Source organism: Streptomyces sp. 2P-4 (genome assembly GCF_030167965.1).
GTDB classification, from domain to species: Bacteria; Actinomycetota; Actinomycetes; order Streptomycetales; family Streptomycetaceae; genus Streptomyces; species Streptomyces globosus_A.
The window spans coordinates 5,283,423-5,307,422 of record NZ_CP095011.1 but is presented as its reverse complement, the minus strand read 5'-3'; the positions used below and the strand labels follow the sequence as shown (position 1 = coordinate 5,307,422).

Annotated in this window: 19 protein-coding genes and 1 pseudogene; 11 read left to right on the top strand and 9 right to left on the bottom strand. The window is 74.5% G+C overall.

What is annotated here, in order from left to right; all coding sequences use genetic code 11:
* Genes MUK52_RS23525 through MUK52_RS23510 form a run of 4 tightly spaced genes read left to right on the top strand, consistent with a single transcriptional unit; the run spans position 1 to position 3,431 of the window.
* Complete coding sequence (locus tag MUK52_RS23525) at positions 1-750, top strand: enoyl-CoA hydratase family protein (RefSeq protein WP_284579800.1); 750 nt, start codon at positions 1-3, stop codon at positions 748-750.
* Positions 747-1,601, top strand: coding sequence for a CoA transferase subunit A (locus MUK52_RS23520; protein WP_114057139.1), 855 nt, complete (start codon positions 747-749; stop codon positions 1,599-1,601). The genes MUK52_RS23525 and MUK52_RS23520 overlap by 4 nt, the downstream gene beginning before the upstream one ends.
* Positions 1,598-2,353 carry a CoA-transferase subunit beta gene (locus MUK52_RS23515; RefSeq protein ID WP_174250445.1) on the top strand — a complete coding sequence of 252 codons (756 nt, stop codon included), beginning with the start codon at positions 1,598-1,600 and terminating at the stop codon, positions 2,351-2,353. The genes MUK52_RS23520 and MUK52_RS23515 overlap by 4 nt, the downstream gene beginning before the upstream one ends.
* 4 nt (positions 2,354-2,357) lie before the next feature.
* Entirely contained in the window at positions 2,358-3,431 is a 1,074-nt protein-coding gene (locus MUK52_RS23510; protein ID WP_114057140.1) for an NAD(P)H-dependent flavin oxidoreductase, read from the top strand.
* A 156-nt stretch (positions 3,432-3,587) separates the two neighbouring features.
* On the opposite strand, the pseudogene MUK52_RS23505 reads toward MUK52_RS23510, so the two are convergent.
* The 4 genes and pseudogenes from MUK52_RS23505 to MUK52_RS23490 all read right to left on the bottom strand — a co-directional run.
* Positions 3,588-5,141: pseudogene (locus MUK52_RS23505) on the bottom strand (DEAD/DEAH box helicase); the annotation flags it as partial.
* 252 nt (positions 5,142-5,393) lie between these two features.
* Positions 5,394-6,551 (bottom strand): acetyl-CoA C-acetyltransferase, encoded by a 1,158-nt coding sequence (locus tag MUK52_RS23500; RefSeq protein ID WP_114057142.1) that lies wholly within the window; start codon positions 6,549-6,551, stop codon positions 5,394-5,396.
* Positions 6,552-6,582: 31 nt separating this feature from the next.
* The gene (locus tag MUK52_RS23495) at positions 6,583-7,203 is read right to left on the bottom strand and encodes a TetR/AcrR family transcriptional regulator (RefSeq protein ID WP_114057143.1); all 621 of its coding nucleotides are present in this window, start codon (positions 7,201-7,203) and stop codon (positions 6,583-6,585) included.
* 34 nt (positions 7,204-7,237) lie between these two features.
* On the bottom strand, positions 7,238-8,077 hold the full coding sequence (locus MUK52_RS23490; protein ID WP_114057144.1) for an SDR family oxidoreductase: 840 nt from the start codon (positions 8,075-8,077) through the stop codon (positions 7,238-7,240).
* Between the two features lie 112 nt (positions 8,078-8,189).
* Between MUK52_RS23490 and MUK52_RS23485 the strand changes: the two genes are divergently transcribed.
* The 5 genes from MUK52_RS23485 to MUK52_RS23465 all read left to right on the top strand — a co-directional run bounded on the left by MUK52_RS23485 (position 8,190) and on the right by MUK52_RS23465 (position 12,240).
* Complete coding sequence (locus MUK52_RS23485; protein WP_114057145.1) at positions 8,190-9,338, top strand: acyl-CoA dehydrogenase family protein; 1,149 nt, start codon at positions 8,190-8,192, stop codon at positions 9,336-9,338.
* Entirely contained in the window at positions 9,338-10,369 is a 1,032-nt protein-coding gene (locus MUK52_RS23480; protein WP_284579793.1) for an acyl-CoA dehydrogenase family protein, read from the top strand. The genes MUK52_RS23485 and MUK52_RS23480 overlap by 1 nt, the downstream gene beginning before the upstream one ends.
* A gap of 66 nt (positions 10,370-10,435) precedes the next feature.
* Positions 10,436-11,164: a VWA domain-containing protein gene (locus tag MUK52_RS23475; RefSeq protein WP_284579786.1), complete on the top strand. Its 729-nt coding sequence runs from the start codon at positions 10,436-10,438 to the stop codon at positions 11,162-11,164.
* A gap of 36 nt (positions 11,165-11,200) precedes the next feature.
* A complete protein-coding gene (locus MUK52_RS23470; protein WP_284579785.1) occupies positions 11,201-11,707 on the top strand; it encodes a pyridoxamine 5'-phosphate oxidase family protein in 507 nt (168 codons plus the stop codon).
* Between the two features lie 107 nt (positions 11,708-11,814).
* Positions 11,815-12,240, top strand: a complete 426-nt coding sequence (locus MUK52_RS23465) for a hypothetical protein (RefSeq protein WP_284579784.1) — start codon at positions 11,815-11,817, stop codon at positions 12,238-12,240.
* Between the two features lie 196 nt (positions 12,241-12,436).
* On the opposite strand, the gene MUK52_RS23460 is transcribed toward MUK52_RS23465, so the two are convergent.
* From MUK52_RS23460 to MUK52_RS23450, 3 genes are all read right to left on the bottom strand, one after another.
* Positions 12,437-13,897, bottom strand: coding sequence for a glutamate synthase subunit beta (locus MUK52_RS23460; protein WP_284579781.1), 1,461 nt, complete (start codon positions 13,895-13,897; stop codon positions 12,437-12,439).
* Positions 13,890-18,431: a glutamate synthase large subunit gene (gene gltB, locus MUK52_RS23455; protein WP_284581758.1), complete on the bottom strand. Its 4,542-nt coding sequence runs from the start codon at positions 18,429-18,431 to the stop codon at positions 13,890-13,892. Before gltB ends, MUK52_RS23460 begins: the two co-directional genes overlap by 8 nt.
* 385 nt (positions 18,432-18,816) lie before the next feature.
* The gene (locus tag MUK52_RS23450) at positions 18,817-19,548 is read right to left on the bottom strand and encodes a VIT1/CCC1 transporter family protein (protein ID WP_114057152.1); all 732 of its coding nucleotides are present in this window, start codon (positions 19,546-19,548) and stop codon (positions 18,817-18,819) included.
* A 390-nt stretch (positions 19,549-19,938) separates the two neighbouring features.
* On the opposite strand from MUK52_RS23450, the gene rbsK reads away from it, so the two are divergent.
* Together rbsK and MUK52_RS23440 are read left to right on the top strand one after the other, a co-directional pair.
* Entirely contained in the window at positions 19,939-20,853 is a 915-nt protein-coding gene (gene rbsK, locus MUK52_RS23445) for a ribokinase (RefSeq protein WP_284579779.1), read from the top strand.
* Between the two features lie 63 nt (positions 20,854-20,916).
* Positions 20,917-21,744, top strand: a complete 828-nt coding sequence (locus tag MUK52_RS23440; protein WP_284579778.1) for an HpcH/HpaI aldolase/citrate lyase family protein — start codon at positions 20,917-20,919, stop codon at positions 21,742-21,744.
* A gap of 88 nt (positions 21,745-21,832) precedes the next feature.
* Here the strand turns inward: MUK52_RS23440 and lgt are convergent, their stop codons facing one another.
* Both lgt and MUK52_RS23430 read right to left on the bottom strand, forming a co-directional pair.
* Positions 21,833-22,897, bottom strand: a complete 1,065-nt coding sequence (lgt, locus tag MUK52_RS23435) for a prolipoprotein diacylglyceryl transferase (RefSeq protein WP_284579777.1) — start codon at positions 22,895-22,897, stop codon at positions 21,833-21,835.
* Positions 22,898-22,990: 93 nt separating this feature from the next.
* On the bottom strand, positions 22,991-23,926 hold the full coding sequence (locus MUK52_RS23430; protein ID WP_284579776.1) for a DsbA family protein: 936 nt from the start codon (positions 23,924-23,926) through the stop codon (positions 22,991-22,993).
* Positions 23,927-24,000: the final 74 nt, after the last annotated feature.

Below are 24,000 nucleotides of genomic sequence, written 5' to 3'. Positions count from 1 at the left end.
ATGGGTGTCTCCACCTCAAGCCCCGGCAAGGGCCTCGCACTCGTCACGGTCGACTTCCCACCCGTCAACGCCCTCCCCGTGCAGGGCTGGTACGACCTGGCGGACGCCGTCCGCGCCGCCGGCCGCGACCGGGACGTCCGGTGCGTCGTCCTCGCCGCCGAGGGCCGCGGCTTCAACGCGGGCGTCGACCTGGAGGAGTTGCAGTCCGACACCGGGCACGCCCGCCTGATCGGCGCCAACCGCGGCTGCCAGGAGGCCTTCGCCGCGGTGTACGAGTGCGAGGTGCCGGTGGTGGCCGCCGTGCACGGCTTCTGCCTCGGCGGCGGCATCGGCCTGGTCGGCAACGCGGACGCGGTCGTCGCCTCCGACGACGCCGCGTTCGGCCTGCCCGAGCTGGACCGGGGCGCCCTCGGCGCCGCCACGCACCTGGCCCGGCTCGTCCCGCAGCACCTGATGCGGACGCTGTACTACACCTCGCGGACCGTGACCGCCGCCGAGCTGCACGCCCACGGCTCCGTCTGGCAGGTCGTCCCGAGGGCCGGGCTCCGCGCCGCGGCGCTGGCGCTGGCCACGGAGATCGCCCGCAAGGACGGCAGCCTGATCCGCATGGCGAAGGCGGCCATCAACGGCATCGACCCGGTCGACGTGCGCCGCAGCTACCGCTTCGAGCAGGGCTTCACCTTCGAGGCGGCCCTCGGCGGGATCGCCGACCGGGTCCGCGACACCTTCGGGAAGGCGGGGGCGCCGTGACCGGCAAGCTGATGACGGCCGACGAGGCCGCGGGGCGGCTGCGCAGCGGCATGACCGTCGGCATCGGCGGCTGGGGTTCGCGGCGCAAGCCGATGGCGCTGGTACGGGCGCTGCTGCGCTCGCAGGTCACGGACCTGACCGTGGTCTCGTACGGCGGCCCGGACGTCGGCATGCTCGCCGCGGCCGGCCGGATCCGGCGGCTGGTGGCGCCGTTCGCCACGCTCGACTCGATCCCGCTGGAGCCGCACTTCCGGGCCGCCCGCGAGCGCGGCGCGCTCGCCTTCACCGAGTACGACGAGGCGATGTTCCTGTGGGGGCTGCGGGCCGCCGCAAACCGGCTGCCGTTCCTGCCCGTGCGCGCCGGGCTCGGCTCGGACGTCCTGCGCGTCAACCCCGGGCTGCGTACGGTCGCCTCGCCGTACGGGGACGGCGAGGAGCTCGTCGCGGTGCCCGCGCTGCGGCTGGACGCGGCCCTGGTCCACGTCAACCGCGCGGACCGGCACGGCAACGGCCAGTACCTGGGCCCGGACCCGTACTTCGACGACCTGTTCTGCGCGGCCGCCGACGCCGCCTACCTCTCCTGCGAGCAGCTCGTGGAGACCGCGGACCTCGCCGAGGCCGGGCCGCCGCAGTCGCTGCTGGTCGGCCGGCACACCGTCACCGGTGTCGTGGAGGCGCCGGGCGGCGCGCACTTCACCTCCTGCGCGCCCGACCACGGGCGGGACGAGGCCTTCCAGAAGCTGTACGCGGCCACCCCCTGGCCCGAGTTCGCCGCGCGCTTCCTGGCAGGCCGCAGCGAGGACGACTACCGCGGCGCCGTCCGCGCCTGGCACGGGGAGCGGCAGCAGTGAACGCGGGAGCGGCGGCGGGCCCGGGCGGTGCGGTGAGCCGGGCGGAGTACTGCGTGGTGGCGTGCGCCGAGGAGTGGCGGGGCGCGGGGGAGGTCCTGGCGAGCCCGATGGGGCTGATCCCCTCGCTCGGGGCGCGGCTGGCGCGGCTGACGTTCTCCCCCGACCTGCTGCTGACCGACGGCGAGGCGCTGCTCGTGGGGCCGGACGGCGAGGTGGAGGGCTGGCTGCCCTACCGGCGGCACCTGGACCTGGTCGCGGGCGGGCGGCGGCACGTGATGATGGGTGCGAGCCAGATCGACCGGTACGGCAACCAGAACATCTCCTGCATCGGCGACTGGGAGCGGCCGGACCGGCAGCTCCTCGGAGTGCGGGGCGCCCCCGCCAACACGGTCAACCACCCGGTCGGCTACTGGGTGCCGCGGCATTCGCGGCGGGTGTTCGTCGAGCGGGTCGACATGGTGTGCGGGGTCGGCCACGACCGGGCGGCGGCAGGGGGTGCGGGCCGCTTCCACCGGCTGGGCCGGGTGGTCAGCGACCTCGGCGTGTTCGACTTCGCGACGCCCGACCGGTCGATGCGGCTCGCCTCCCTGCACCCGGGCGTCGGGGTGGAGGAGGTGCGGGAGGCCACCGGGTTCGCGCTCGCCGTGCCGGAGGAGGTCCCTTACACGCGGGAGCCGACCGCCGGGGAGCTGCGGCTGCTCCGCGAGGTCCTCGACCCGGCGGGGCTGCGCGAGCGGGAAGTGCGGGGCTGAGGCGGTGGAGACGGCGCTGACCCGGCTGGTCGGGGTGCGGTATCCGATCGTGCAGACGGGCATGGGGTGGGTGGCGGGGCCGCGGCTGGTGTCGGCCGCGGCGAACGCGGGCGCGCTGGGGATCCTCGCGTCCGCGACGATGACGGCGGACGGGCTGCGGGCGGCGGTGCGGGAGGTGCGGTCGCGTACGGACGCCCCGTTCGGGGTGAACCTGCGGGCGGACGCCGGGGATGCCGCCGAGCGGGTCCGGATCCTCGTCGAGGAGGGCGTGCGGGTGGCGTCGTTCGCGCTGGCCCCGTCGCGGGAGCTGATCGCCCGGCTGAAGGACGCGGGCGTGGTGGTGATCCCGTCGGTCGGGGCGCGCCGGCATGCGGAGAAGGTCGCGGCGTGGGGGGCGGACGCGGTCCTCGTACAGGGCGGCGAGGGCGGCGGGCACACCGGGGAGGTGGCCACGACGGTGCTGCTGCCGCAGGTGGTGGACGCGGTGGACGTGCCGGTGGTGGCGGCGGGCGGCTTCCGCGACGGGCGCGGGCTGGTCGCGGCGCTGTCGTACGGGGCAGCCGGGATGGCGATGGGTACGCGGTTCCTGCTGACCTCGGACTCGACGGTGCCGGACCCGGTGAAGGCCCGCTACCTGGCGGCCGGCGTCGGGGACGTGACGGTGACCCGGGCCGTGGACGGGATGCCGCACCGGATGCTGCGCACCGACCTGGTGGCCGCGCTGGAGCGGGCGGGGCGGGCGGGGGCGCTGCTGCGGGCGGTCCGGCACGCGGCGGGGTTCCGGAGGCTGTCGGGGCTGTCGTGGCCGCGGATGGTGCGGGACGGGCTGGCGATGCGGCACGGGCGGGAGCTGTCGTGGAGCCAGGTGCTGCTGGCCGCGAACACGCCGATGCTGCTGCGGGCGTCGATGGTCGAGGGCCGCACCGACGTCGGGGTCATGGCGTCGGGGCAGGTCGCCGGGGTGATCGACGACCTTCCGTCGTGCGCGGAGCTGGTGGAGCGGATCATGGCCGAGGCGCGTGCGGTACTGGCCCGGCTGGAGGCGCTGGAGGCCTCGGGCGGCGGACCCGCGGGCTGACCCCGGCGGGCCGCCGCGGCAGCGGCAGGGCGCGCTGCTGCTCAGGCGCCGCCGCGGGCGGCGGGCTGGCGGTCGCCGCCGGAGCGCCGGCGGCCGCCGGAGGAACCGGGCGGGAGCCGCCGGAGCGGGCGCCGCCGGTGCGGGCCGCGGCCGGGGCGCCGCCCTGGGCCGTGCCGCGGCTGCGGCGGGGCCGGCCGTCGCCGGGGCCTGCGCGGTGCCCGCGCCGGCCTCGGTGCGTCCGGCGCCGCCGCGTCCGCCGCCCTGGCCGCCGTTCTGGCCGCCGCCGCCCTGGCCGCGCCCGGAGCGGCGCCGTCCGCCGCCGCCCTGGCCGGTGCGCTGCTTCGGCGGGGCCGCCGGCTGGGGCACCTCGATGACGACGGGCACGCCGGAGGGCTCCCGGGCGCCGGTGAGCCGGGACAGCTCACCGTCGGAGGACTTGACCTGCGCGGTGCGCGGGGAGATCCCGGCGTCGGCCATGAGGCGGGACATCTCGCGCTTCTGCTCGGGCAGGACGAGGGTGACGACGCTGCCGGACTCGCCGGCGCGGGCGGTGCGGCCGCCGCGGTGCAGGTAGTCCTTGTGGTCGGTGGGCGGGTCCACGTTGACGACGAGGTCGAGGTCGTCGATGTGGATGCCGCGGGCGGCGACGTTCGTCGCGATCAGCGCGGTGACCTCGCCGGTCTTGAACCAGTCGAGGGTGCGGTTGCGCTGCGGCTGGGAGCGGCCGCCGTGCAGGCCGGAGGCGCGTACGCCCTGGGCGAGGAGGCGCTTGACCATGCGGTCGACGCCGCGCTTGGTGTCGACGAACATGATGACGCGGCCGTCGCGGGCGGCGATGCGGGTGGCGACGGCCTTCTTGTCGGTCTCGTCCATCACGTACAGGACGTGGTGCTCCATGGTGGTGACCGCGCCGGCGGACGGGTCGACGGAGTGGCCGACCGGGTCGGTGAGGAACCTGCGGACGAGCTTGTCGATGTTCTTGTCGAGCGTCGCGGAGAACAGCAGGCGCTGGCCGCCGGGCTCGACCTGATCCAGGAGGGCGGTGACCTGGGGCATGAAGCCCATGTCGGTCATCTGGTCGGCCTCGTCGAGGACGGTGATGGCGACCTGGTCGAGGACGGCGTCTCCGCGGTCGATGAGGTCCTTCAGGCGGCCCGGGGTGGCGACGAGCACCTCGGCGCCGCGGCGCAGCGCGCCGGCCTGCCGGTTGATCGACATGCCGCCGACGACGGTCGTCGTGCGCAGGTTCAGCGCGGTGGCGTAGGGGGCGAGGGCGTCGGTGACCTGCTGGGCCAGTTCGCGGGTCGGTACGAGGACCAGGGCGAGCGGGGCCTTCGGCTGGGCTCGGCGGCCGGCGGTGCGGGCGAGGAGGGCCAGGCCGAAGGCGAGGGTCTTGCCGGAGCCGGTGCGGCCGCGGCCGAGGAGGTCGCGGCCGGCGAGGGAGTTCGGGAGGGTGGCGGCCTGGATGGGAAAGGGCTCGGTGACGCCCTGGGCGGCGAGGGTCTTCAGGAGGGCCTCGGGGAGGTCCATGTCCTCGAACGCGGCGGCCGGCGGGAGCGGCGGGACCACCGGGTCGGGCATGGTGAACTCCTGCGGCCGCGGGGCCTGGGCGGCGTTCTGCCGGCCGGTGCCGGGCTTCTGCCGTCCCTGGGCGGGTCCCCGTCCGCGGGCGGGTCGGCGGGCGGGGCGGGCGGTGCTGGAGCTGGTCATGCGGGACGGCCCTCCTGAAGAGGCGGTGAGGGCCCCACCCGGTGGATCCGGTGCAAAACATTAAAAAGCGCCTGCGGACGATGTCCCGTCAGGCGCACATATGTTCCTGGGTACCACAACTGCAAGGATCAACGTAGCACACCGGTGCCCGTCCGCGCGGAGCACCGGGCGCGGGCGGGGCCTGGCGGGGGTGCGGCCCGCCCGCACCCGGCAGGCGGCCGCCGCGGGGGCGGGCGGGGCCGCCGGGGCGGTTCAGAGGCGTTCGAGGATGGTGACGTTGGCCTGGCCTCCGCCTTCGCACATGGTCTGCAGGCCGTAGCGGCCGCCGGTGCGCTCCAGCTCGTGGAGCAGGGTCGTCATGAGGCGGGCGCCGGTCGCGCCGAGGGGGTGGCCGAGGGCGATCGCGCCGCCGTTGGGGTTGACGCGGTCCGGGTCGGCGCCGGTCTCCTTCAGCCAGGCGAGGACGACGGGGGCGAAGGCCTCGTTGATCTCGACGAGGTCGATGTCGTCGAGGGTCATGCCGGTCTTCTTCAGGGCGTGGGCGGTGGCGGGGATGGGTGCGGTCAGCATGCGGATGGGGTCCTCGCCGCGGGCGGAGAGGTGGTGGATGCGGGCGCGGGGCCGCAGCCCGTGGTCGGCGAGGGCCCGCTCGGAGGCGATCAGCAGGGCGGCCGCGCCGTCGGAGACCTGGGAGGAGGCGGCGGCGGTGATCGTGCCGCCGGCGACGACGGGGTTCAGGGCGGCCATCTTCTCCGGGGTGGTGTCGCGGCGCGGGCCCTCGTCGGCGGCGACGCCGGCACAGGGGGCGGTCTCGCGGTCGAAGCGGCCCTCGTCGAGCGCGCGGACGGCCCGCCGGTGGGAGCGCAGCGCGTACTCCTCCATGTCGGTGCGGCCGATGCGCCACTGGCGGGCGATGAGTTCCGCACCGTGGAACTGGTTGACGGGTGCGTCCCCGTACCGGGCGCGCCAGCCGGTGCTGCCGGCGTAGGGGCCGTCGGTGAGCCCGAGGGGTTCGGCGGCCTGACGGGAGGCGTAGGCGATGGGGACCATGGACATGTTCTGGGTGCCGCCGGCAACGACGAGGTCCTGGGTGCCGGACATGACGGCCTGGGCGGCGAAGTGGACGGCCTGCTGGGAGGAGCCGCACTGCCGGTCCACGGTCACGCCGGGCACCTCCTGGGGCAGTCCGGCCGCGAGCCAGGCGGTGCGGGCGATGTCGCCGGCCTGCGGGCCGACGGTGTCGAGGCAGCCGAAGACGACGTCGTCGACGGCGGCGGGGTCGATGCCGGTGCGGTCGACGAGGGCGGCCAGGACGTGGGCGCCGAGGTCGGCGGGGTGGACGGCGGCGAGCCCTCCCCCGCGCCTCCCGACGGGGGTGCGGACCGCGTCGACGATGTAGGCCTCGGGCATCGGGGGCTCCTCTGGTCGGGGCGCGCTGGGGTCAGTCGCGTACGGCGATCCCGTCCAGGACCATCGAGAGGTACTGGCGGGCGATCTCCTCGGGGCTGTGCCGTCCGTGGGGCCGGTACCAGGACGCGGCCACCCAGACGGTGTCGCGGACGTAGCGGTAGGTGAGGCGGATGTCGAGGTCGGCGCGGAACACCCGGTCGGCGACGCCGCGTTCGAGGGTGCCGAGCCAGGCCTTCTCGAACTTCTGCCGGGAGTCGGCGAGGTAGCCGAAGCGGGGCTGCAGGGCGAGGTGGCGGGATTCCCTCTGGTAGATGGCGACGGCGTCGCGGTGCCGGTCGATCTCCCGGAAGGACTCGGTGACGAGGGCCTCGATGGTCTCGCGGGGGCCGAGGCCGGCCGCGAGGACGGCGTCGTAGCCCTCCCACAGTTCGCCGAGGAAGGTGGAGAGGATCTCGTCGAGCATCGATTCCTTGGAATCGAAGTGGTAGTAGAGGCTGCCGGCGAGCATGCCGGCTGCGTCGGCGATCTTGCGGACGGTGGTGGCGTTGTAGCCCTGGGCCGCGAAGACCCGGGCGGCGGTGTCGAGGAGTTCGCGGCGGCGGTCGGGCGAGGCCGTCCCGGCGGGCTTCTTCGGCGGCTTGTTCTGTGGCACGCGCCCATTGTCCGTCCGATCCGGGGAAGTCCCGTCAGGGGTGCTGGCTGCTGACGGAGACGGTCTCGCCGGTCATGTACGACGAGTAGCCGCTGGCCAGGAAGACGATGACGTTGGCGACCTCCCAGGGGTGGGCGGCCCGGCCGAAGGCCTCGCGGGCGGCGAGCCCGTCCAGCAGCTCGGGAGTGGTGGTCTTCGCCAGGTGGGGGTGGGCGGCGAGGCTGGGGGCGACGGCGTTGACGCGGACGCCGAACGGGGCGGCCTCCAGGGCGGCGCACCGGGTGAGGGCCATGACTCCGGCCTTGGCGGCGGCGTAGTGGGCCTGGCCGGGCTGGGCGCGCCAGCCGAGGACGGAGGCGTTGTTGACGATGGCGCCGCCGCGGCGGGCCGGGTCGGCGGCGGCGGTGCGGAAGGAGCGGAGGGCGGCGCGGGTGCAGCGGAAGGTGCCGCCGAGGGTGGTGTCGAGGACGCGGTGCCATTGGTCGTCGGTCATGTCGGCGAGGGCGGCGGTGCCGCCGAGGCCGGCGTTGTTGACGACGGTGTCGAGGCGGCCGTGGGCGGCCTCGGCGTGGGCGAAGAGGGCCCGGACCTGGGTTTCGTCGGTGACGTCGCAGGCCAGGGAGGTGACGCGGTCGGCGCCGAACTCGGCGGCGAGGGCTTCCTCGGTCTCCTTCAGGCGGCGGGCGTGGGCGTCGCCGAGGACGACGCGGGCTCCTTCTTCGAGGAAGCGGCGGGCGGTGGCGCCGCCGATGCCGGTGCCGGCGGCGGCGGTGACGACGGCGCTGCGGCCGGCGAGGAGGCCGTGCCCGGGAACGGGCGCGGGGGCGTCCGCGGCGGCGGGGGCGGCCGGGGGGGCGGGTTCGGGGGCGTGCACGGCGACGTACCTCCTCGACTCCGGTCGGGGCCGTACGTTAACCTACCAAACACTTGTTAGGGAAGCGCGGTGCGTCCCCGGGGCGCCCACCCCCGGAAGGAGCCGGCAGCCGATGGACCTGACCCATCCGCCCGAGGTGGAGGCCTTCCGCGCCGAGGCCCGCGACTGGCTCGCGCGCAACGTCCCGGCGGCCCTGCTGCCCTCCCTGGAGACCGCCGAGGGCTTCGCCGCGCACCGGGAGTGGGAGGCCCGCCTGTACGCCGGCCGCTGGTCGGCGGTGTCCTGGCCGCGCGAGTACGGCGGCCGGGGCGCGGACCTGGAGCGGTGGCTGGTCTTCGAGGAGGAGTACTGGGCGGCCGGCGCCCCGGCCCGCGTCTCGCAGAACGGCATCGGCCTGCTGGCCCCCACCCTTTTCGACCACGGCACGCCGGAGCAGCGGGAGCGGCTGCTGCCGCCGATGGCGCGCGGGGAGCAGGTGTGGGCGCAGGCCTGGTCGGAGCCGGAGGCGGGCTCGGACCTGGCCTCGCTGCGGGCGCGGGCCGAGCGCACCGCGGACGGCTGGCTGCTGTACGGGCAGAAGACGTGGTCCTCGCGGGCGGCGTTCGCCGACCGGGCCTTCGGCCTGTTCCGCACCGGCGCGGCGGCCTCCGGACCGCACCAGGGGCTGACGTACCTGGTGTTCGACCTGCGGGCGCCGGGCGTGGAGGTGCGGCCGATCGGCCGGCTCGACGGCAAGCCTGCCTTCGCGGAGCTCTTCCTGGACGGGGTGTTCGTACCGGACCGGGACGTCATCGGCGAGCCGGGACAGGGCTGGCGGATTGCCATGTCCGCGACAGGCAGCGAGCGCGGCCTCGCCCTCCGCTCGCCGGGCCGGTTCCTCGCCGCGGCCGACCGGCTGTACGCGCTGTGGCGGACGGCGGCCGACCCGGCGGACACCGCGCTGCGCGACCGGGTCGCGGACGCGCTGGTCGGGGCGCGCGCCTACGAGCTGTTCACGTGGGCGGCGGCGGCCCGGATCGCCGAGGGCGGGCAGGCGGGCGCCGAGTCCAGCCTGAACAAGGTGTTCTGGTCGCAGTACGACCTCGCCCTGCACGAGACGGCGCTGGACCTGCTGGGCGGGGCAGAGGCCGAGCTGATCGACGGGGAGTGGGCGCAGGGGTGGCTGTTCTCGCTGGCCGGTCCGATCTACGCGGGGACGAACGAGATCCAGCGCGACATCATCGCCGAGCGGCTGCTCGGCCTTCCGAAGGGCCGCCGCTGATGCGCTTCCTGCCGACCGAGGAGCAGACGGACTTCGCGCGGGCGGTACGCGCCCTGCTGGCGGCCGCGGACGTGCCGGCGGCGGTACGGGCCTGGTCGGCGGGGGACTTCGCGCCGGGGCGGACGGTGTGGAGGCGGCTGGCCGCGGCGGGCCTGTTCGCGCCGGCCGCGCCGGAGGCGTACGGCGGGGCGGGGCCGCTGCCGGTGGAGCTGGCCGCAGCCATGGTGGAGGTGGGGCGGGCGGGAATGCCGGGGCCGGTGGTGGAGACCGCGTCGGCGGCGGTGCTGCTGTCGCGGCTGGAGGGCGGCCCCGGCGGGGCGGCGGCCCGGTTCGTGCCGCGGCTGGTGGCGGGCGGGGAGGCTGCCTCGCTGCTGCTGCCGGGCGGCGGCCCGTATGCCCTGGACGCGGACGCGGCGGAGCACTGCTTCGCGGTGGACGCCGCGGGCCGGCTGCACGCGTACGGGGGCCCGCACCCGGCCGGTGTCGCGGCCGTGCTGCGGTCGGCGGACCCGGCGCGCCGGCCGGCCCGCCTGGCACCGGGCGGCGGCGAGGTGCTGGCGGCCGGGCCGGGCGTCCTCGCGGCCGCCCGCGCCGCGGGCGACTGGGCGCGGCTGCTGACGGCGGCCCAGTGCCTGGGGGTCGGGGAGGCGCTGCTGGAGCGGACGGCGCGGTACGCGCGGCAGCGCACCCAGTTCGGGATGCCGATCGGCGCCTTCCAGGCGGTGAAGCACCGGCTGGCGGACACGCTGCTGGCGCTGGAGTTCGCCCGGCCGCTGGTGTGGGCCGCGGCGCTGTCGCTGGATGCGGCAGAGGTCGCCGCGGCGAAACTGGCCGCGGGCGGGGCCGCGTACGGGGCGGCCCTGACGGCGCTGCAGGTCCACGGGGCGATCGGCTACACCGAGGAGCTGGACCTCTCGCTGTGGCTGCGCAAGGCCCGTCCGCTGCGGGACGCCTGGGGCACACCCCGGGAGTGCCGGACGGTGGTGGCGGGGTCCTGGCCGCACGCCCGCCGGGGCACGCCCGCGACCTGAGGGGGCCGCGCCTGCCTACCCGGGGGTACTCCGGACGGGCGGCGCCGGGCCGCGTACCCTCGCCGCATGACGGGCAGTGCGATCGACCTCCGCAAGATGGAACGGACCGCTCCGGCGCTGGTGAACCTGTACAAGAGCGCAGGGGAGTCGCTCCGCGGGCACGGGCTTCAGGGCGGGCGCGCCGCGGTCTACCTGGTCCTCGACTACTCGGGCTCGATGCGCCCGTACTACCGGGACGGCACCGTGCAGGCGCTCGCCGACCGGGTGCTGGGCCTGTCGGCGCACCTGGACGACGACGGCCGCGTCCCGGTGGTGTTCTTCTCCACCGACGTCGACGCGATCGAGGAGATACCGCTCGCCGGGCACGCCGGGCGGGTCGCCGAGATCGCCTCCCGCCTCGGGCACATGGGCAAGACCTCGTACCACGCGGCGATGGACGCGGTCATCGACCACTACCTGGAGGCGGGCACGCGCCGGCCGGCGCTCGTCGTCTTCCAGACGGACGGCGGGCCGATCGACAAGCGGGCCGCGGAGGCGTACCTGTGCAAGGCGGCGAGGCTGCCGCTGTTCTGGCAGTTCGTCGGCTTCGGCGACACGCACAGCAGCCAGTTCGACTTCCTGCGCCGCCTGGACGACCTGCCCGTGCCGTCCCGCCGGGTCGTCGACAACGCCGGCTACTTCCACGCCGGTGCGGACCCGCGGGCCGTCCCGGACCGGGTGCTGTACGACCGGCTGCTCGGGGAGTTCCCGTCCTGGCTGGCGGCGGCGCGTGCGGCGGGCATCGTGCGCGCCTGACGCGGGGCGGGCGGGGGCGGGCGGTTTGATGGGCGTATGACCACGAACAATTGGGCGGCGTTCGAGGCGCGGGAGCCGGAGTTCGCGTCGACCGTCCGGGCCCGCTTCGCCCAGTACCCCCACCATGTCCTGGCCACGCTCCGCAGCGACGGCTCCCCGCGGCTGACCGGTCTGAACGTCGAGATCCGCGGCGGCGAGCTGTGGCTCGGCATGATGCAGGGCTCGCGGAAGGCGCGGGACCTGCGGCGCGATCCGCGGTTCGCGCTGCACAGCAACCCGGGCCCGGACGAGGCGATGCCGGACGGGGACGCGCGGATCTCGGGACGCGCGATCGAACTGGTGGACCCGCCGGAGCTGCACCGGTTCGCGGAGGAGACGGAGAACCCGCACCCCCTCGACCTGTTCCACGCGGACCTGGCGGAGGTGGTCCACGTCCGCGTCGAAGGCGACGAGCTGGTGATCCGCACGTGGACCCCGCAGGGCGGCCTCCACACCCTCCGCCGCGGCGACGACGACGAACCGCCGCGCGAGGACCCGGCGTAGGAAGCGCCGCCCCCGCCTGTGCGGCGCCTCGTGCCCCCGGTTGTCGGTGGCGGCGTCTAGCCTCGTACGGGTGGGGCCTGACCGGCCCGCGAATCGAAGGGGGAGCAATGAAGCGCATGGTGAGGGGCCGCAGGGCCGTTGCGGTGGCGGCGGTGGCGGGGGCACTGGCCCTGACCGTCGGAGCGGGCCAGGCCTCGGCGCAGGAGGAACTGATCGGCCACCCCGGCCCGGACGGGCTGATCTGGGTGCCGGAGCAGTGGGGGTCCGGCGGCTTCGTCTCGGGCGGCCTGTACGCCGGGCTGGACACGTACACCACGTTCGCCTGCGAGGGCGGCGGCAGCATCGAGGTGGCCTTCCGGCTCGACGGGCACCCCGACCGCAATCCGGCACCCTTCACCCTGGACTGCCCGGCCGGCAGCCCGGCCCGCGTGACGGTCCCGCTGGGGACCGGCCTGCACGGCGGCTTCGGGGCGGCCGTGACGGCCTCGTCCGCGTCCATACGGTGGGGCGCGACAGTGGTCCAGCCCGAGTAGTGCAGTCCGCGGCCGCCGGGCCGCGCGCACCACGGCGCCCGCCATCCTTGGTCGAGGACATGGCGGGCGCCGTGCCGGGTTTCCGTACGCCGTTGTACGGGCCGTATGAGGGGTCCTCCGCACCGGGAGGGGTGTGCGCGGTGCCGCGCGGTGGTGCGCTCCCGGCCCGGAGCGTGCCCCGGGCCGGGCTGCGGGGTCAGACCGCCAGGGCGCGGTCGGTCGGCTTGACCGGGTACGGGAGGGTGCTGCTGCCGGTCAGGTAGCGGTCGACGCCGCGGGCGGCCGAGCGGCCCTCCGCGATGGCCCACACGATCAGGGACTGGCCGCGGCCGGCGTCGCCGGCGACGAAGACGCCGTCGACGTTGGTGGCGTAGGAGGCGTCGCGGGCGATGTTGCCGCGCTCGTCCAGGTCCAGGCCGAACTGCTCGACCAGGCCGTTGGCCCGGTCGGTGCCGGTGAAGCCCATCGCGAGGGTGACCAGCTGGGCCGGGATGGACCGCTCGGTTCCGGGCTTCTGGACCAGCTTGCCGCCCGTGAACTCGACCTCGACGAGGTGGAGCGCCTTGACGTTGCCGTCCTCATCGCCCTCGAAGCGGGTGGTGGAGACGGAGTAGACCCGCTCGCCGCCCTCCTCGTGGGCGGAGGTGACCTTGTACAGCATGGGGAAGGTCGGCCAGGGCTGGTTGGCGTTCCGCTCCTCGCCGGGCCGCGGCATGATCTCCAGCTGGGTGACGGACAGCGCGCCCTGGCGGTGGGCGGTGCCCACGCAGTCCGCGCCGGTGTCGCCGCCGCCGATCACGACGACGTGCTTGCCCTCGGCGGTGATGGGCGGGGCGACGAAGTCGCCCTCCTGCACCTTGTTCGCGAGCGGCAGGTACTCCATCGCGAAGTGGATGCCGCCCAGCTCGCGGCCGGGGACCGGCAGGTCGCGGGAGACGGTCGCGCCGGCGGCGATGACGACGGCGTCGAACCGCTTGCGCAGGTCGCCGGCGGTGATGTCGCGGCCGACCTCGACGCCGGTGCGGAACTTGGTGCCTTCCGCGCGCATCTGCTCGATGCGGCGGTTGATGTGCACCTTCTCCATCTTGAACTCGGGGATGCCGTAGCGCAGGAGGCCGCCGATGCGGTCGGCGCGCTCGTAGACGACGACGGTGTGGCCGGCCCGGGTCAGCTGCTGGGCGGCGGCCAGGCCGGCGGGCCCGGAGCCGATGACGGCTGCGGTCTTGCCGGAGAGGCGCTCGGGGACCTGCGGGGAGACGCTGCCGTTGTCCCACGCCTTGTCGATGATCGAGACCTCGACGTTCTTGATGGTGACGGCCGGCTGGTTGATGCCGAGGACGCACGCCGACTCGCAGGGGGCCGGGCAGAGGCGGCCGGTGAACTCCGGGAAGTTGTTCGTGGCGTGCAGCCGCTCCGACGCCGCCGACCAGTCCTCGCGGTAGGCGTAGTCGTTCCACTCGGGGATCAGGTTCCCGAGCGGGCAGCCGTTGTGGCAGAACGGGATGCCGCAGTCCATGCAGCGGCCGGCCTGCTTGCTGATGATCGGCAGGAGCGAGCCGGGGACGTAGACCTCGTTCCAGTCCTTGACGCGCTCGGCGACGGGACGGGAGCAGGCGGTCTTGCGCTCGGTGGTGAGGAAGCCCTTCGGGTCAGCCATGGGTCGCCGCCTCCATCATCTTCTCGGTGGTCTCGGACTCGGAGAGTCCGGCCCGCTCAGCGGCGTCCTTGGCGGCGAGCACTGCCTTGTACGTGGTCGGGATGATCTTGCTGAAGCGGTCCGCGGCGGCGGACCAGTCGGCGAGGAGCTTTGCGGCCACCGTCGAGCCGGTCTCCTCCTGGTGGCGGCGCACCACATCGTGCAGCCACTGCCGGTCCTCGTCCGAGAGTGCCTCGACGGCGCCCAGGTTGCCGGCGTTGACGTTGTCCCGGTCGAGGTCGACGACGTAGGCGACGCCGCCGGACATGCCCGCCGCGAAGTTGCGGCCGGTCTCGCCGAGGACGACCGCCGTGCCGCCGGTCATGTACTCGCAGCCGTGGTCGCCCACGCCCTCGGAGACGACGAGGGCGCCGGAGTTGCGGACGCAGAACCGCTCGCCGGTGCGGCCGCGCAGGAACATCTCGCCGCCGGTGGCGCCGTAGCCGATGGTGTTGCCGGCGATGGTCGAGTACTCGGCGAGGTGGTCGGCGCCGCGGTCGGGGCGGACCACGATGCGGCCGCCGGAGAGGCCCTTGCCGACGTAGTCGTTGGCGTCGCCCTCCAGGCGGAGCGTGACGCCCTTGGGGAGGAACGCGCCGAAGGACTGGCCGGCGGAGCCGGTGAAGGTCAGGTCGATGGTGTCGTCGGGCAGGCCCGCACCGCCGAACTTCTTCGTGACCTCGTGGCCGAGCATGGTGCCGACGGTCCGGTTGATGTTGCGGATGGCGACCTGGGCGCGGACCGGCTGGGCCTCCTCGGCCGTCGCCGCGTTCAGGGCGTCGGCGGCGAGCTCGATCAGCTCGTTGTCGAGGGCCTTCTCCAGGCCGTGGTCCTGCGCGATGAGGGCGTGGCGGACCGCGCCGTCGGGCAGGTCGGGCACGTGGAAGAGCGGGGCGAGGTCGAGGCCCTGCGCCTTCCAGTGGGTGACGGCCTGGTCGGTGTCGAGGAGCTCGGCGTGGCCGACGGCCTCCTCGATCGAGCGGAAGCCCAGCTCGGCGAGGAGCTCGCGGACTTCTTCGGCGATGAACTCGAAGAAGTTGACGACGAACTCGGCCTTGCCGGAGAAGCGGTCGCGCAGCACCGGGTTCTGGGTGGCGATGCCGACGGGGCAGGTGTCCAGGTGGCAGACGCGCATCATGACGCAGCCGGAGACGACGAGCGGCGCGGTCGCGAAGCCGAACTCCTCGGCGCCGAGCAGCGCGGCGATGACGACGTCGCGGCCGGTCTTGAGCTGGCCGTCGGTCTGGACGACGATCCGGTCGCGCAGCCCGTTGAGCAGCAGCGTCTGCTGGGTCTCGGCGAGGCCGAGCTCCCAGGGGCCGCCCGCGTGCTTGAGGGAGGTCAGCGGCGAGGCGCCGGTGCCGCCGTCGTGTCCGGAGATGAGGACGACGTCCGCGTGGGCCTTGGAGACGCCCGCGGCGACCGTGCCGACGCCGACCTCGGAGACCAGCTTCACGTGGATGCGGGCAGCCGGGTTGGCGTTCTTCAGGTCGTGGATGAGCTGGGCGAGGTCCTCGATGGAGTAGATGTCGTGGTGCGGCGGCGGGGAGATCAGGCCGACGCCCGGGGTGGAGTGGCGGGTCTTGGCGACCCACGGGTACACCTTGTGGCCGGGCAGCTGGCCACCCTCGCCGGGCTTGGCGCCCTGCGCCATCTTGATCTGGATGTCGTCGGCGTTGACGAGGTACTCGGAGGTGACGCCGAAGCGGCCGGAGGCGACCTGCTTGATCGCCGAGCGGCGCGCCGGGTCGTACAGGCGCTCGGGGTCCTCGCCGCCCTCGCCGGTGTTGGACTTGCCGCCGAGCTGGTTCATGGCGATGGCGAGGGTCTCGTGCGCCTCCTTGGAGATGGAGCCGTACGACATGGCGCCGGTGGAGAACCGCTTGACGATCTCGGAGACCGGCTCGACCTCGTCCAGCGGGACGGAGGGGCGGTCGCTCTTGAAGCCGAAGAGGCCGCGGAGCGTCATGAGGCGCTCGGACTGCTCGTTCACCCGGTCCGTGTACTGCTTGAAGATGTCGTACCGGCGGTTGCGGGTGGCGTGCTGGAGCCGGAAGACGGTCTCCGGGTCGAACAGGTGCGGCTCGCCCTCGCGGCGCCACTGGTACTCGCCGCCGATGTCCAGCGCGCGGTGCGCGGGCGCGGTGCCGGAGGCCGGGTAGGCCTTGGCGTGGCGGGCGGCGACCTCCTTGGCGATGACGTCGAGGCCGGCCCCGCCGATCTTGGTGGCGGTGCCCTGGAAGTACGTCGCGACGAACTCCTCGTCGAGGCCGACGGCCTCGAAGACCTGGGCGCCGCGGTAGGAGGCGACGGTGGAGATGCCCATCTTGGACATGACCTTCAGGACGCCCTTGCCGAGGGCGTAGATCAGGTTGCGGATGGCCTGCTCGGGCTCGATGCCGTCGATGAACGTGCCGGCGCGCAGCAGGTCCTCGACGGACTCCATGGCGAGGTACGGGTTGACGGCGGCGGCGCCGTAGCCGATGAGCAGGGCGACGTGGTGGACCTCGCGGACGTCGCCGGCCTCGACGAGCAGGCCGACCTGGGTGCGCTGCTTGGTGGCGATCAGGTGGTGGTGGACGGCGGCGGTCAGCAGCAGCGACGGGATCGGCGCGTGCTCGGCGTCCGAGTGGCGGTCCGACAGGACGATCAGGCGGGCGCCGTTCGCGATGGCCGCGTCGGCCTCGGAGCGGATCTCGGCGATGCGGGCGGCGAGCGCGTCGGCGCCGCCGGAGACCCGGTAGAGGCCGGAGAGGGTGGCCGCCTTCATGCCGGGCATGTCGCCGTCGGCGTTGATGTGGATGAGCTTGGCCAGCTCGTCGTTGTCGATGACCGGGAAGGGCAGGGTGACGCTGCGGCAGGACGCGGCGGTCGGCTCCAGCAGGTTGCCCTGCGGGCCCAGCGAGGACAGCAGCGAGGTGACGAGCTCCTCGCGGATGGCGTCCAGCGGCGGGTTGGTGACCTGGGCGAACAGCTGGGTGAAGTAGTCGAAGAGCAGCCGGGGCCGCTCGGAGAGCGCGGCGATCGGCGAGTCGGTGCCCATGGAGCCGATCGGCTCGGCGCCGGTGCGGGCCATCGGGGCGAGGATGACGCGCAGCTCTTCCTCGGTGTAGCCGAAGGTCTGCTGGCGGCGGGTGACCGAGGCGTGGGTGTGGACGATGTGCTCGCGCTCGGGGAGGTCGGTGAGCTCGATCTCGCCGGACTCCAGCCACTCCGCGTAGGGGGCGGCGGCGGCCAGGCCGGCCTTGATCTCGTCGTCCTCGATGATCCGGTTCTGGGCGGTGTCGACGAGGAACATCCTGCCCGGCTGGAGGCGGCCCTTGCGGACGACCTTCGCGGGGTCGATGTCGAGGACGCCGACCTCGGAGGAGAGCACGACGAGGCCGTCGTCGGTGACCCAGTAGCGGCCGGGGCGCAGGCCGTTGCGGTCGAGGACGGCGCCGACCTGGGTGCCGTCGGTGAAGGTGACGCAGGCCGGGCCGTCCCAGGGCTCCATCATCGTGGAGTGGTACTGGTAGAAGGCGCGGCGGGCCGGGTCCATGGAGGCGTGGTTCTCCCATGCCTCCGGGATCATCATCAGGACCGCGTGGGGCAGGGAGCGGCCGCCGAGGTGGAGGAGTTCCAGGACCTCGTCGAAGGACGCCGAGTCGGAGGCGTCCGGGGTGCAGATCGGGAAGATCCGGTCGAGGGCGCCCTGGCCGAAGGCGTCGGTGGCGAGCTGGGACTCGCGGGCGCGCATCCAGTTCCGGTTGCCCTTGACGGTGTTGATCTCGCCGTTGTGGGCGACGAACCGGTACGGGTGGGCCAGCGGCCACGACGGGAAGGTGTTGGTGGAGAACCGGGAGTGGACCAGGGCGAGCGCCGAGGCGAAGCGGCGGTCGGAGAGGTCCGGGAAGAACGGCTCCAGCTGGCCCGTGGTGAGCATGCCCTTGTAGACGATGGTCCGGGCGGACAGCGACGGGAAGTAGGTGCCCGCCTCGCGCTCGGCGCGCTTGCGCAGCACGAAGGCCTTGCGGTCCAGGGCGATGCCGGTGCTGCTGCCGTCGGCGACGAAGAGCTGGGAGAAGGCCGGCATGGTGGCGCGGGCGCCGTTGCCGAGGAGGTCGGGGGTGACGGGGACCTCGCGCCATCCGAGGACGGTCAGGCCCTCCTCGGCGGCGATGGCCTCGATCTGCTCCGCGGCGGCGGCCTGTGCGGTGCCGTCGGCGGGGAGGAAGGCGATGCCGACGGCGTACGCGCCGGCCTCGGGGAGCCGGAAGCCGGCCACCTCGCGCAGGAACGCGTCGGGGACCTGGCTGAGGATGCCGGCGCCGTCGCCGGAGTCGGGCTCGGAGCCGGTGGCGCCGCGGTGCTCGAGGTTCCGCAGTACGGTCAGCGCCTGCTCGACCAGCGCGTGGGTGGCCTCACCGGTGAGGTTCGCCACGAAACCGACGCCGCAGGCGTCCTTCTCGTTGCGCGGGTCGTACATGCCCTGGGGGGCAGGGCGACCGTCCATGGGCGACCAGGCGGTGCTGCTGGGGCCGGTCGCGGAGTGCGTGGATGCGGAACGCATCGGCTCTCCCGTCGTCGTCGTGGCATTGTGCATGGCCGAGGGACGACGTTGGCCCTCTGCGAAATTTCGTGCAGGTTACATGATGACCGCAATCTTGCGAACCGGATACGGCGTTTCACCATGCGGACACTGCACGAGGCGGGATACGGGGCTCCCCGCGCTGCTGCGAGGCGTGTGGAAGGGTGCCGGCGGGGGCGGGGCCCCGGCGCGGAAACGGGCATCGTTGCCCGGCGCGCCCCGGTGTGATGCCCGGCGGACACGGAATCGAAACCACCGGGTAATGAACTACTTATGTGGTGCGCTGCATAGTGTCTCATCGCGAGGGCGTTCAGCCTATGGCCCCGCCGATCCAGGTTCCCAGGATGTACGTCACACCGGCGGCCGCGCCACCCAGGAGCAGCTGCCGCAGGCCGCTGTACCACCAGGAGCGGGTGGTGACCTTGGAGACGACTGCGCCGCAGGCGAAGAGCCCGGCCAGGGCCAGCAGGACGGCGGGCCACAGGGCCGTCGCGCCGAGCAGGTAGGGCAGGACCGGCAGCAGGGCGCCGAGCGCGAACGAGCCGAAGGAGGAGGCGGCGGCGACCAGCGGCGAGGGCAGGTCGTCGGGGTCGATGCCGAGCTCCTCGCGGGCGTGGATCTCCAGCGCCTGCTCGGGGTCGCGGGAGAGCTGCATCGCGACCTCGCGGGCGAGGGCCGGCTCGACTCCGCGGGAGACGTACAGCTCGGCGAGCTCCTCCATCTCGTCGACCGGGTGCTTTCGCAACTGCTGCCGCTCGACGTCGAGTTCGGCGAGGACGAGTTCGCGCTGCGAGGCGACGGAGGTGTACTCGCCGGCGGCCATGGAGAACGCGCCGGCGGCGAGCCCGGCCAGTCCGGCGATCACGATGCCGGCGGGGGCGGCGGCGCCGCCGGCCACTCCGGTCATCAGTGCGAGGTTGGAGACGAGGCCGTCCATCGCGCCGAACACGGCCGGGCGCAGCCATCCGCCGTTGACGTCCCGGTGGGTGTGGTTGTCGCGGTGCGCGGTGTGCAGCGGCGCTTCGGTGTCGATGATGGACATGCGACTCTTCTCCCCTTTTGTACCCATGGGGGCCGTGAGACGGTCCGTTCCCCCCGAACATCTCGAAACTACGCACGATTCTGCCCGCCCGCCAGCAAGGAAGGCCGTACTTACCTGGGCATTTGAGAGTCGGCGACCGGGTGACGCCCCTGCCGGCGGGGTGTTTCGCGACAACCGGCATACCTCTCTTCATGGCACAAATCCCCCTAGGGGTTCGCGACGGCCCCCTCAAGTGGAGAGGCACGCCGTGGAGCCGGCTGCTGCACGCCCGCCGCAGGTCCTCCTCGACCGCTTCGCGGACCGGCTGCACGCCCGGTACGGTCGCTGCCACCGTGACGGGACCGGCTCCGACACCCCCGCCCGGCTCACCGCACAGGAGGCAGCACGCCCATGACGGCCATCACCGTTCTCGGCAGCACGAACATGGACCTCGTCGCCTACGTCCCCAAGGCCCCCCGGCTCGGGGAGACCGTCACCGGCCGGGAGTTCCGCACCGTCCCCGGCGGCAAGGGCGCCAACCAGGCCGTCGCCGCGGCCCGCCTCGGGGCGAGCGTGGCGATGGTCGGCGCGGTCGGCGCGGACGCGTTCGGCGTACGGCTGCGCTCCGCGCTCACCGCGGCCGGTGTCGACACCTGCGGCCTGCGCACCGTGGAGGGCGCCAGCGGGACGGCGCACATCACCGTGGACGACGAGGGCAGCAACAGCATCATCGTCGTCCCCGGCGCGAACGGGCTCGTCACGGGGCTGGAGTCCGGCGACGAGGAGCGGATCGCCGCGTCCGGGACGCTGCTGCTCCAGCTGGAGGTGCCGCTGTCCGCGGTGGCGGCCGCGGCCCGCGCGGCGCGGGCGCACGGGGTGCGGACGGTGCTGACGCCGGCGCCGGTGCAGCCGCTGCCCCCGGACCTGCCGGACGGGGTCGACCTGCTGGTCCCCAACGAGCACGAGGCGGCCGCCCTGACCGGGCTGACGGACCCCCGCCAGGCGGCGGCCGCGCTGCTGGACCGGTTCCCCGAGGTGGTCGTCACCCTCGGCGCGGCGGGCGCCCTGCACGCCGCGCGCGGGCAGGAGCCGTACGCGGTGCCCGCGCCGCGCGTCAGGGCGGTGGACACCACGGCCGCCGGGGACACCTTCGCCGGGGCGCTGGCGGTGGCCCTGGGCGAGGGGCGCCCGATGCGGGAGGCGATGGCCTGGGCGGCGGCGGCCGCGGCGCTGTCCGTGCAGCGGCCGGGCGCGCAGGACGCCATGCCGGACCGCGCCGAGGCCGACGCCGCCTTCTCGGCCTTCGCCGCCGGACCGCGGCCGTGAGCCCCTGACCGAACCCGGCCCGACCGAGGCCGAGAACCGCACGCTCCGGAAGGAGGCGGCCCTGTGATCCTGACCTGGCTCTACGCACCCGGCGACCACCAGGACACCGTGGCCAAGGCGCTGCACTGCGGCGCCGACGCCGTCATCGTCGACCTGGAGGACGCCGTACCGGCCTCCCGCAAGGAGTACGCCCGCGCGGCCACGGCGGAGCTGCTCGCGGAGCGGCCGCCGGTCCCGGTGTACGTACGCGTCAACGCCCCCGACTCCCCCTGGGCGGGCGCGGACCTGGCCGCCCTGGCCGGGCTGCGGGGCCTCGCCGGGGTGCGGCTGCCGAAGGTCACCGCGCCGGAGCAGGTCGTACAGGTCGCCGAGCGGACGGGCGGGGTGGCCCTGTACGCGCTGCTGGAGTCGGCGCTGGGCGTGGAGCGGGCGTACGAGATCGCCCGCGCGCACCCCGCCCTGCGCGGGCTCGCCCTGGGCGAGGCCGATCTGTGCGCCGATCTGGGGTGCGGGACCGAGGAGGGACTGGACTGGCCGCGGTCGCGGGTGGTGGTCGCCGCGCGGGCGGCCGGGCTGGCGCCGCCCGCCCAGTCGCCCTTCCCCGACATCCGGGACCTGGAGGCGCTCGCCGCCTCCTGCGCCCGCGGGCGGACGCTGGGCTTCCTCGGCCGGGCGGCGATCCACCCGCGCCAGCTCCCGGTGATCGAGCGGGCCTACCTGCCGGGCCCGGAGGAGGTCGGCGCCGCGCAGGAGGTCGTGACCGCGGCCCGCCGCAACCCGGGGGCGGCGGTCCTGCCCGACGGGCGGTTCGTGGACGCGGCGGTGCTGGCGGTCGCGGAGCGGGTCGTGGCGCTGTCGCGCCGCGAGACCCCGGTGCGCCTGCCGTCCTGAGCGGCGGCGCGGCGGGCGGCGGGAACGCCGCAGGGGCGCCGCGCGGCCTGCGCGGCGCCCCTGCGGGCGGCTCCTGCCGGTGCCGGGATCAGAGCTTGTCGGCCCCGGGCGCGTCGGCGGCGCCGCCGGCCTGGGCGGGGGCCTTCTCCGCCGCGGCCGGCTTGGCGAGGTCCGCCTTCGGCGCCGCCGCCGGCTCGGCGGCGGGAGCCGCGGCGCCCGCGTCCTCCGCCTCGCCGGGCTTCGCGCCGGCCTTCGCGTCGGCTGCCTCCGCGGCGTCCTTCGCGGCATCCTTCGCGTCTGCCGGCTTCGCGGCGGCCGCCGGGTCGGAGGCCGCGGGACCGCGGTCCGGCTCGACGACCTCCTCGCGGCCCGGCCGCAGCTTCGCGGAGACCGCGAGGTAGACGACGGCGAGGACGAACACGGTGATCGCGGTCCAGACGTTCAGCCGCAGGCCGAGGATGTGGTGGGCCTCGTCGACCCGCATGTACTCGATCCAGGCGCGGCCCGCGCAGTACGCGGCGACGTACAGGGCGAAGGCCCGGCCGTGGCCCAGCCTGAAGCGCCGGTCGGCCCAGATCACGAGTGCGGCGACGCCGAGGCACCACAGCGACTCGTACAGGAACGTCGGGTGGTAGGTGCCGCCGACCCGGTTCGGGCCGTCGCTGATCTCGACAGCCCACGGCAGGTCGGTGGCGCGCCCGTACAGCTCCTGGTTGAACCAGTTGCCCCAGCGGCCGACGGCCTGGGCGATGGCGATGCCGGGGGCGAGGGCGTCGGCCCAGGCGGGCAGCGGGATGCCCCGCAGGCGGCAGCCGATCCAGGCGCCGACCGCGCCGAACGCGATGGCGCCCCAGATGCCGAGGCCGCCCTCCCAGATCTTGAAGGCGTCGACCCAGTTGCGGCCTTCGCCGAAGTAGAGCTGGTAGTCGGTGATCACGTGGTAGAGGCGGCCGCCGACCAGGCCGAACGGAACCGCCCACACGGCGATGTCCGCGACGGTGCCCGGCTTTCCTCCGCGCGCGATCCAGCGCTTGTTGCCGAGCCAGACGGCGGCGAAGACGCCGATGATGATGCAGAACGCGTAGCCGCGCAGCGGGATCGGCCCGAGGTGGACCACACCGGTCGACGGACTGGGAATGTAGGCAAGTTCCATGGCAGGTCCGACGCTACCCTGCCGGGCGGTGCGCACGGCAACCCGCCCGGCGTTCCCGCCGCCAAATCGACACCTCGTGTCCGCCGGGCGGCGTCACTCCCGGGCAGCCCCCTGCGCGCCCGTGCCGCGGGCCGACGCCGAGGGCGACGCCGTACGCGAGGCGGACGGGGAGCCCTTCGCCTTGGAGGCCGGCGAAGCCGGCGCACCCGCCGCGGACGGCGATCCCGAGGCGGCCGGGGAGGTGCTCGCGGTGCCGCCGCCCTTCGCCGCGGCCTCGACGATCTCCTTCATCTTCTGCGGGGTGATCTGCTCGGCCAGCACGTCCTTGCCGTTCAGCAGCACCGTCGGGGTGCCGCGGAAGTCCCCGGCCCGGAAGGCCTCGAAGGACTTGCCGACCCAGCTCTCGTGCGTCCCGTCCTCCACGCACCGGCGGAACTCGGCGGTGTCGAGGCCGGGCACCTTGCCCGCCAGCTCCAGCAGCCTCGCGTTGTTGCCGTAGGCGTCGTCCGGCTCGGGCGGCTGGTTCTCGAACAGCACGTCGTGGTACTCGGTGAACTTCCCGGCGTCCTGGGCGCAGGCGGCCGCGTTGGCGCTCTTGAGCGAGCCGCTGCCGCCCATGTTCCCGTCGATCAGGGTGACCAGGTGGTAGTCGGTCTTGAGCAGGCCCTTGGCCTCCAGCTCGTGGACCGTGTCCTTGTACATGGTCTCGAAGTTCTTGCAGGCCGGGCAGCGGAAGTCCTCCCACACGACCAGCGTGGACGGGGCCTCGGCGCTGCCCGTCCGGATCGCGAGGGAGTCCTCGCCGGTGGCCCCGGAGGGCGCGATGACGGGGCCGCCGCCCGCGCTGTTCTTGCCGGTGTTGGCCGCGATCAGGCCGACGACGGCCGCCAGGCCGAGGACGCCGACGACGGCCGCCGCCACGACGAGCGTCCGCCGGCGCTTGTCCTTCTTCTTCTGCCGCTCGCGCTCGGCCTGGAGGCGCTCGCGGGCCGATCGGTTCTTCGCTTGGCGGTTCGCGCCGTCGTTCATCTCGCTCACGGTCGGGCAAACGAAGCAGGGAGGCACTCCCGCGCCCCCCTGCTCCCAGATCCACCCGATCGGGC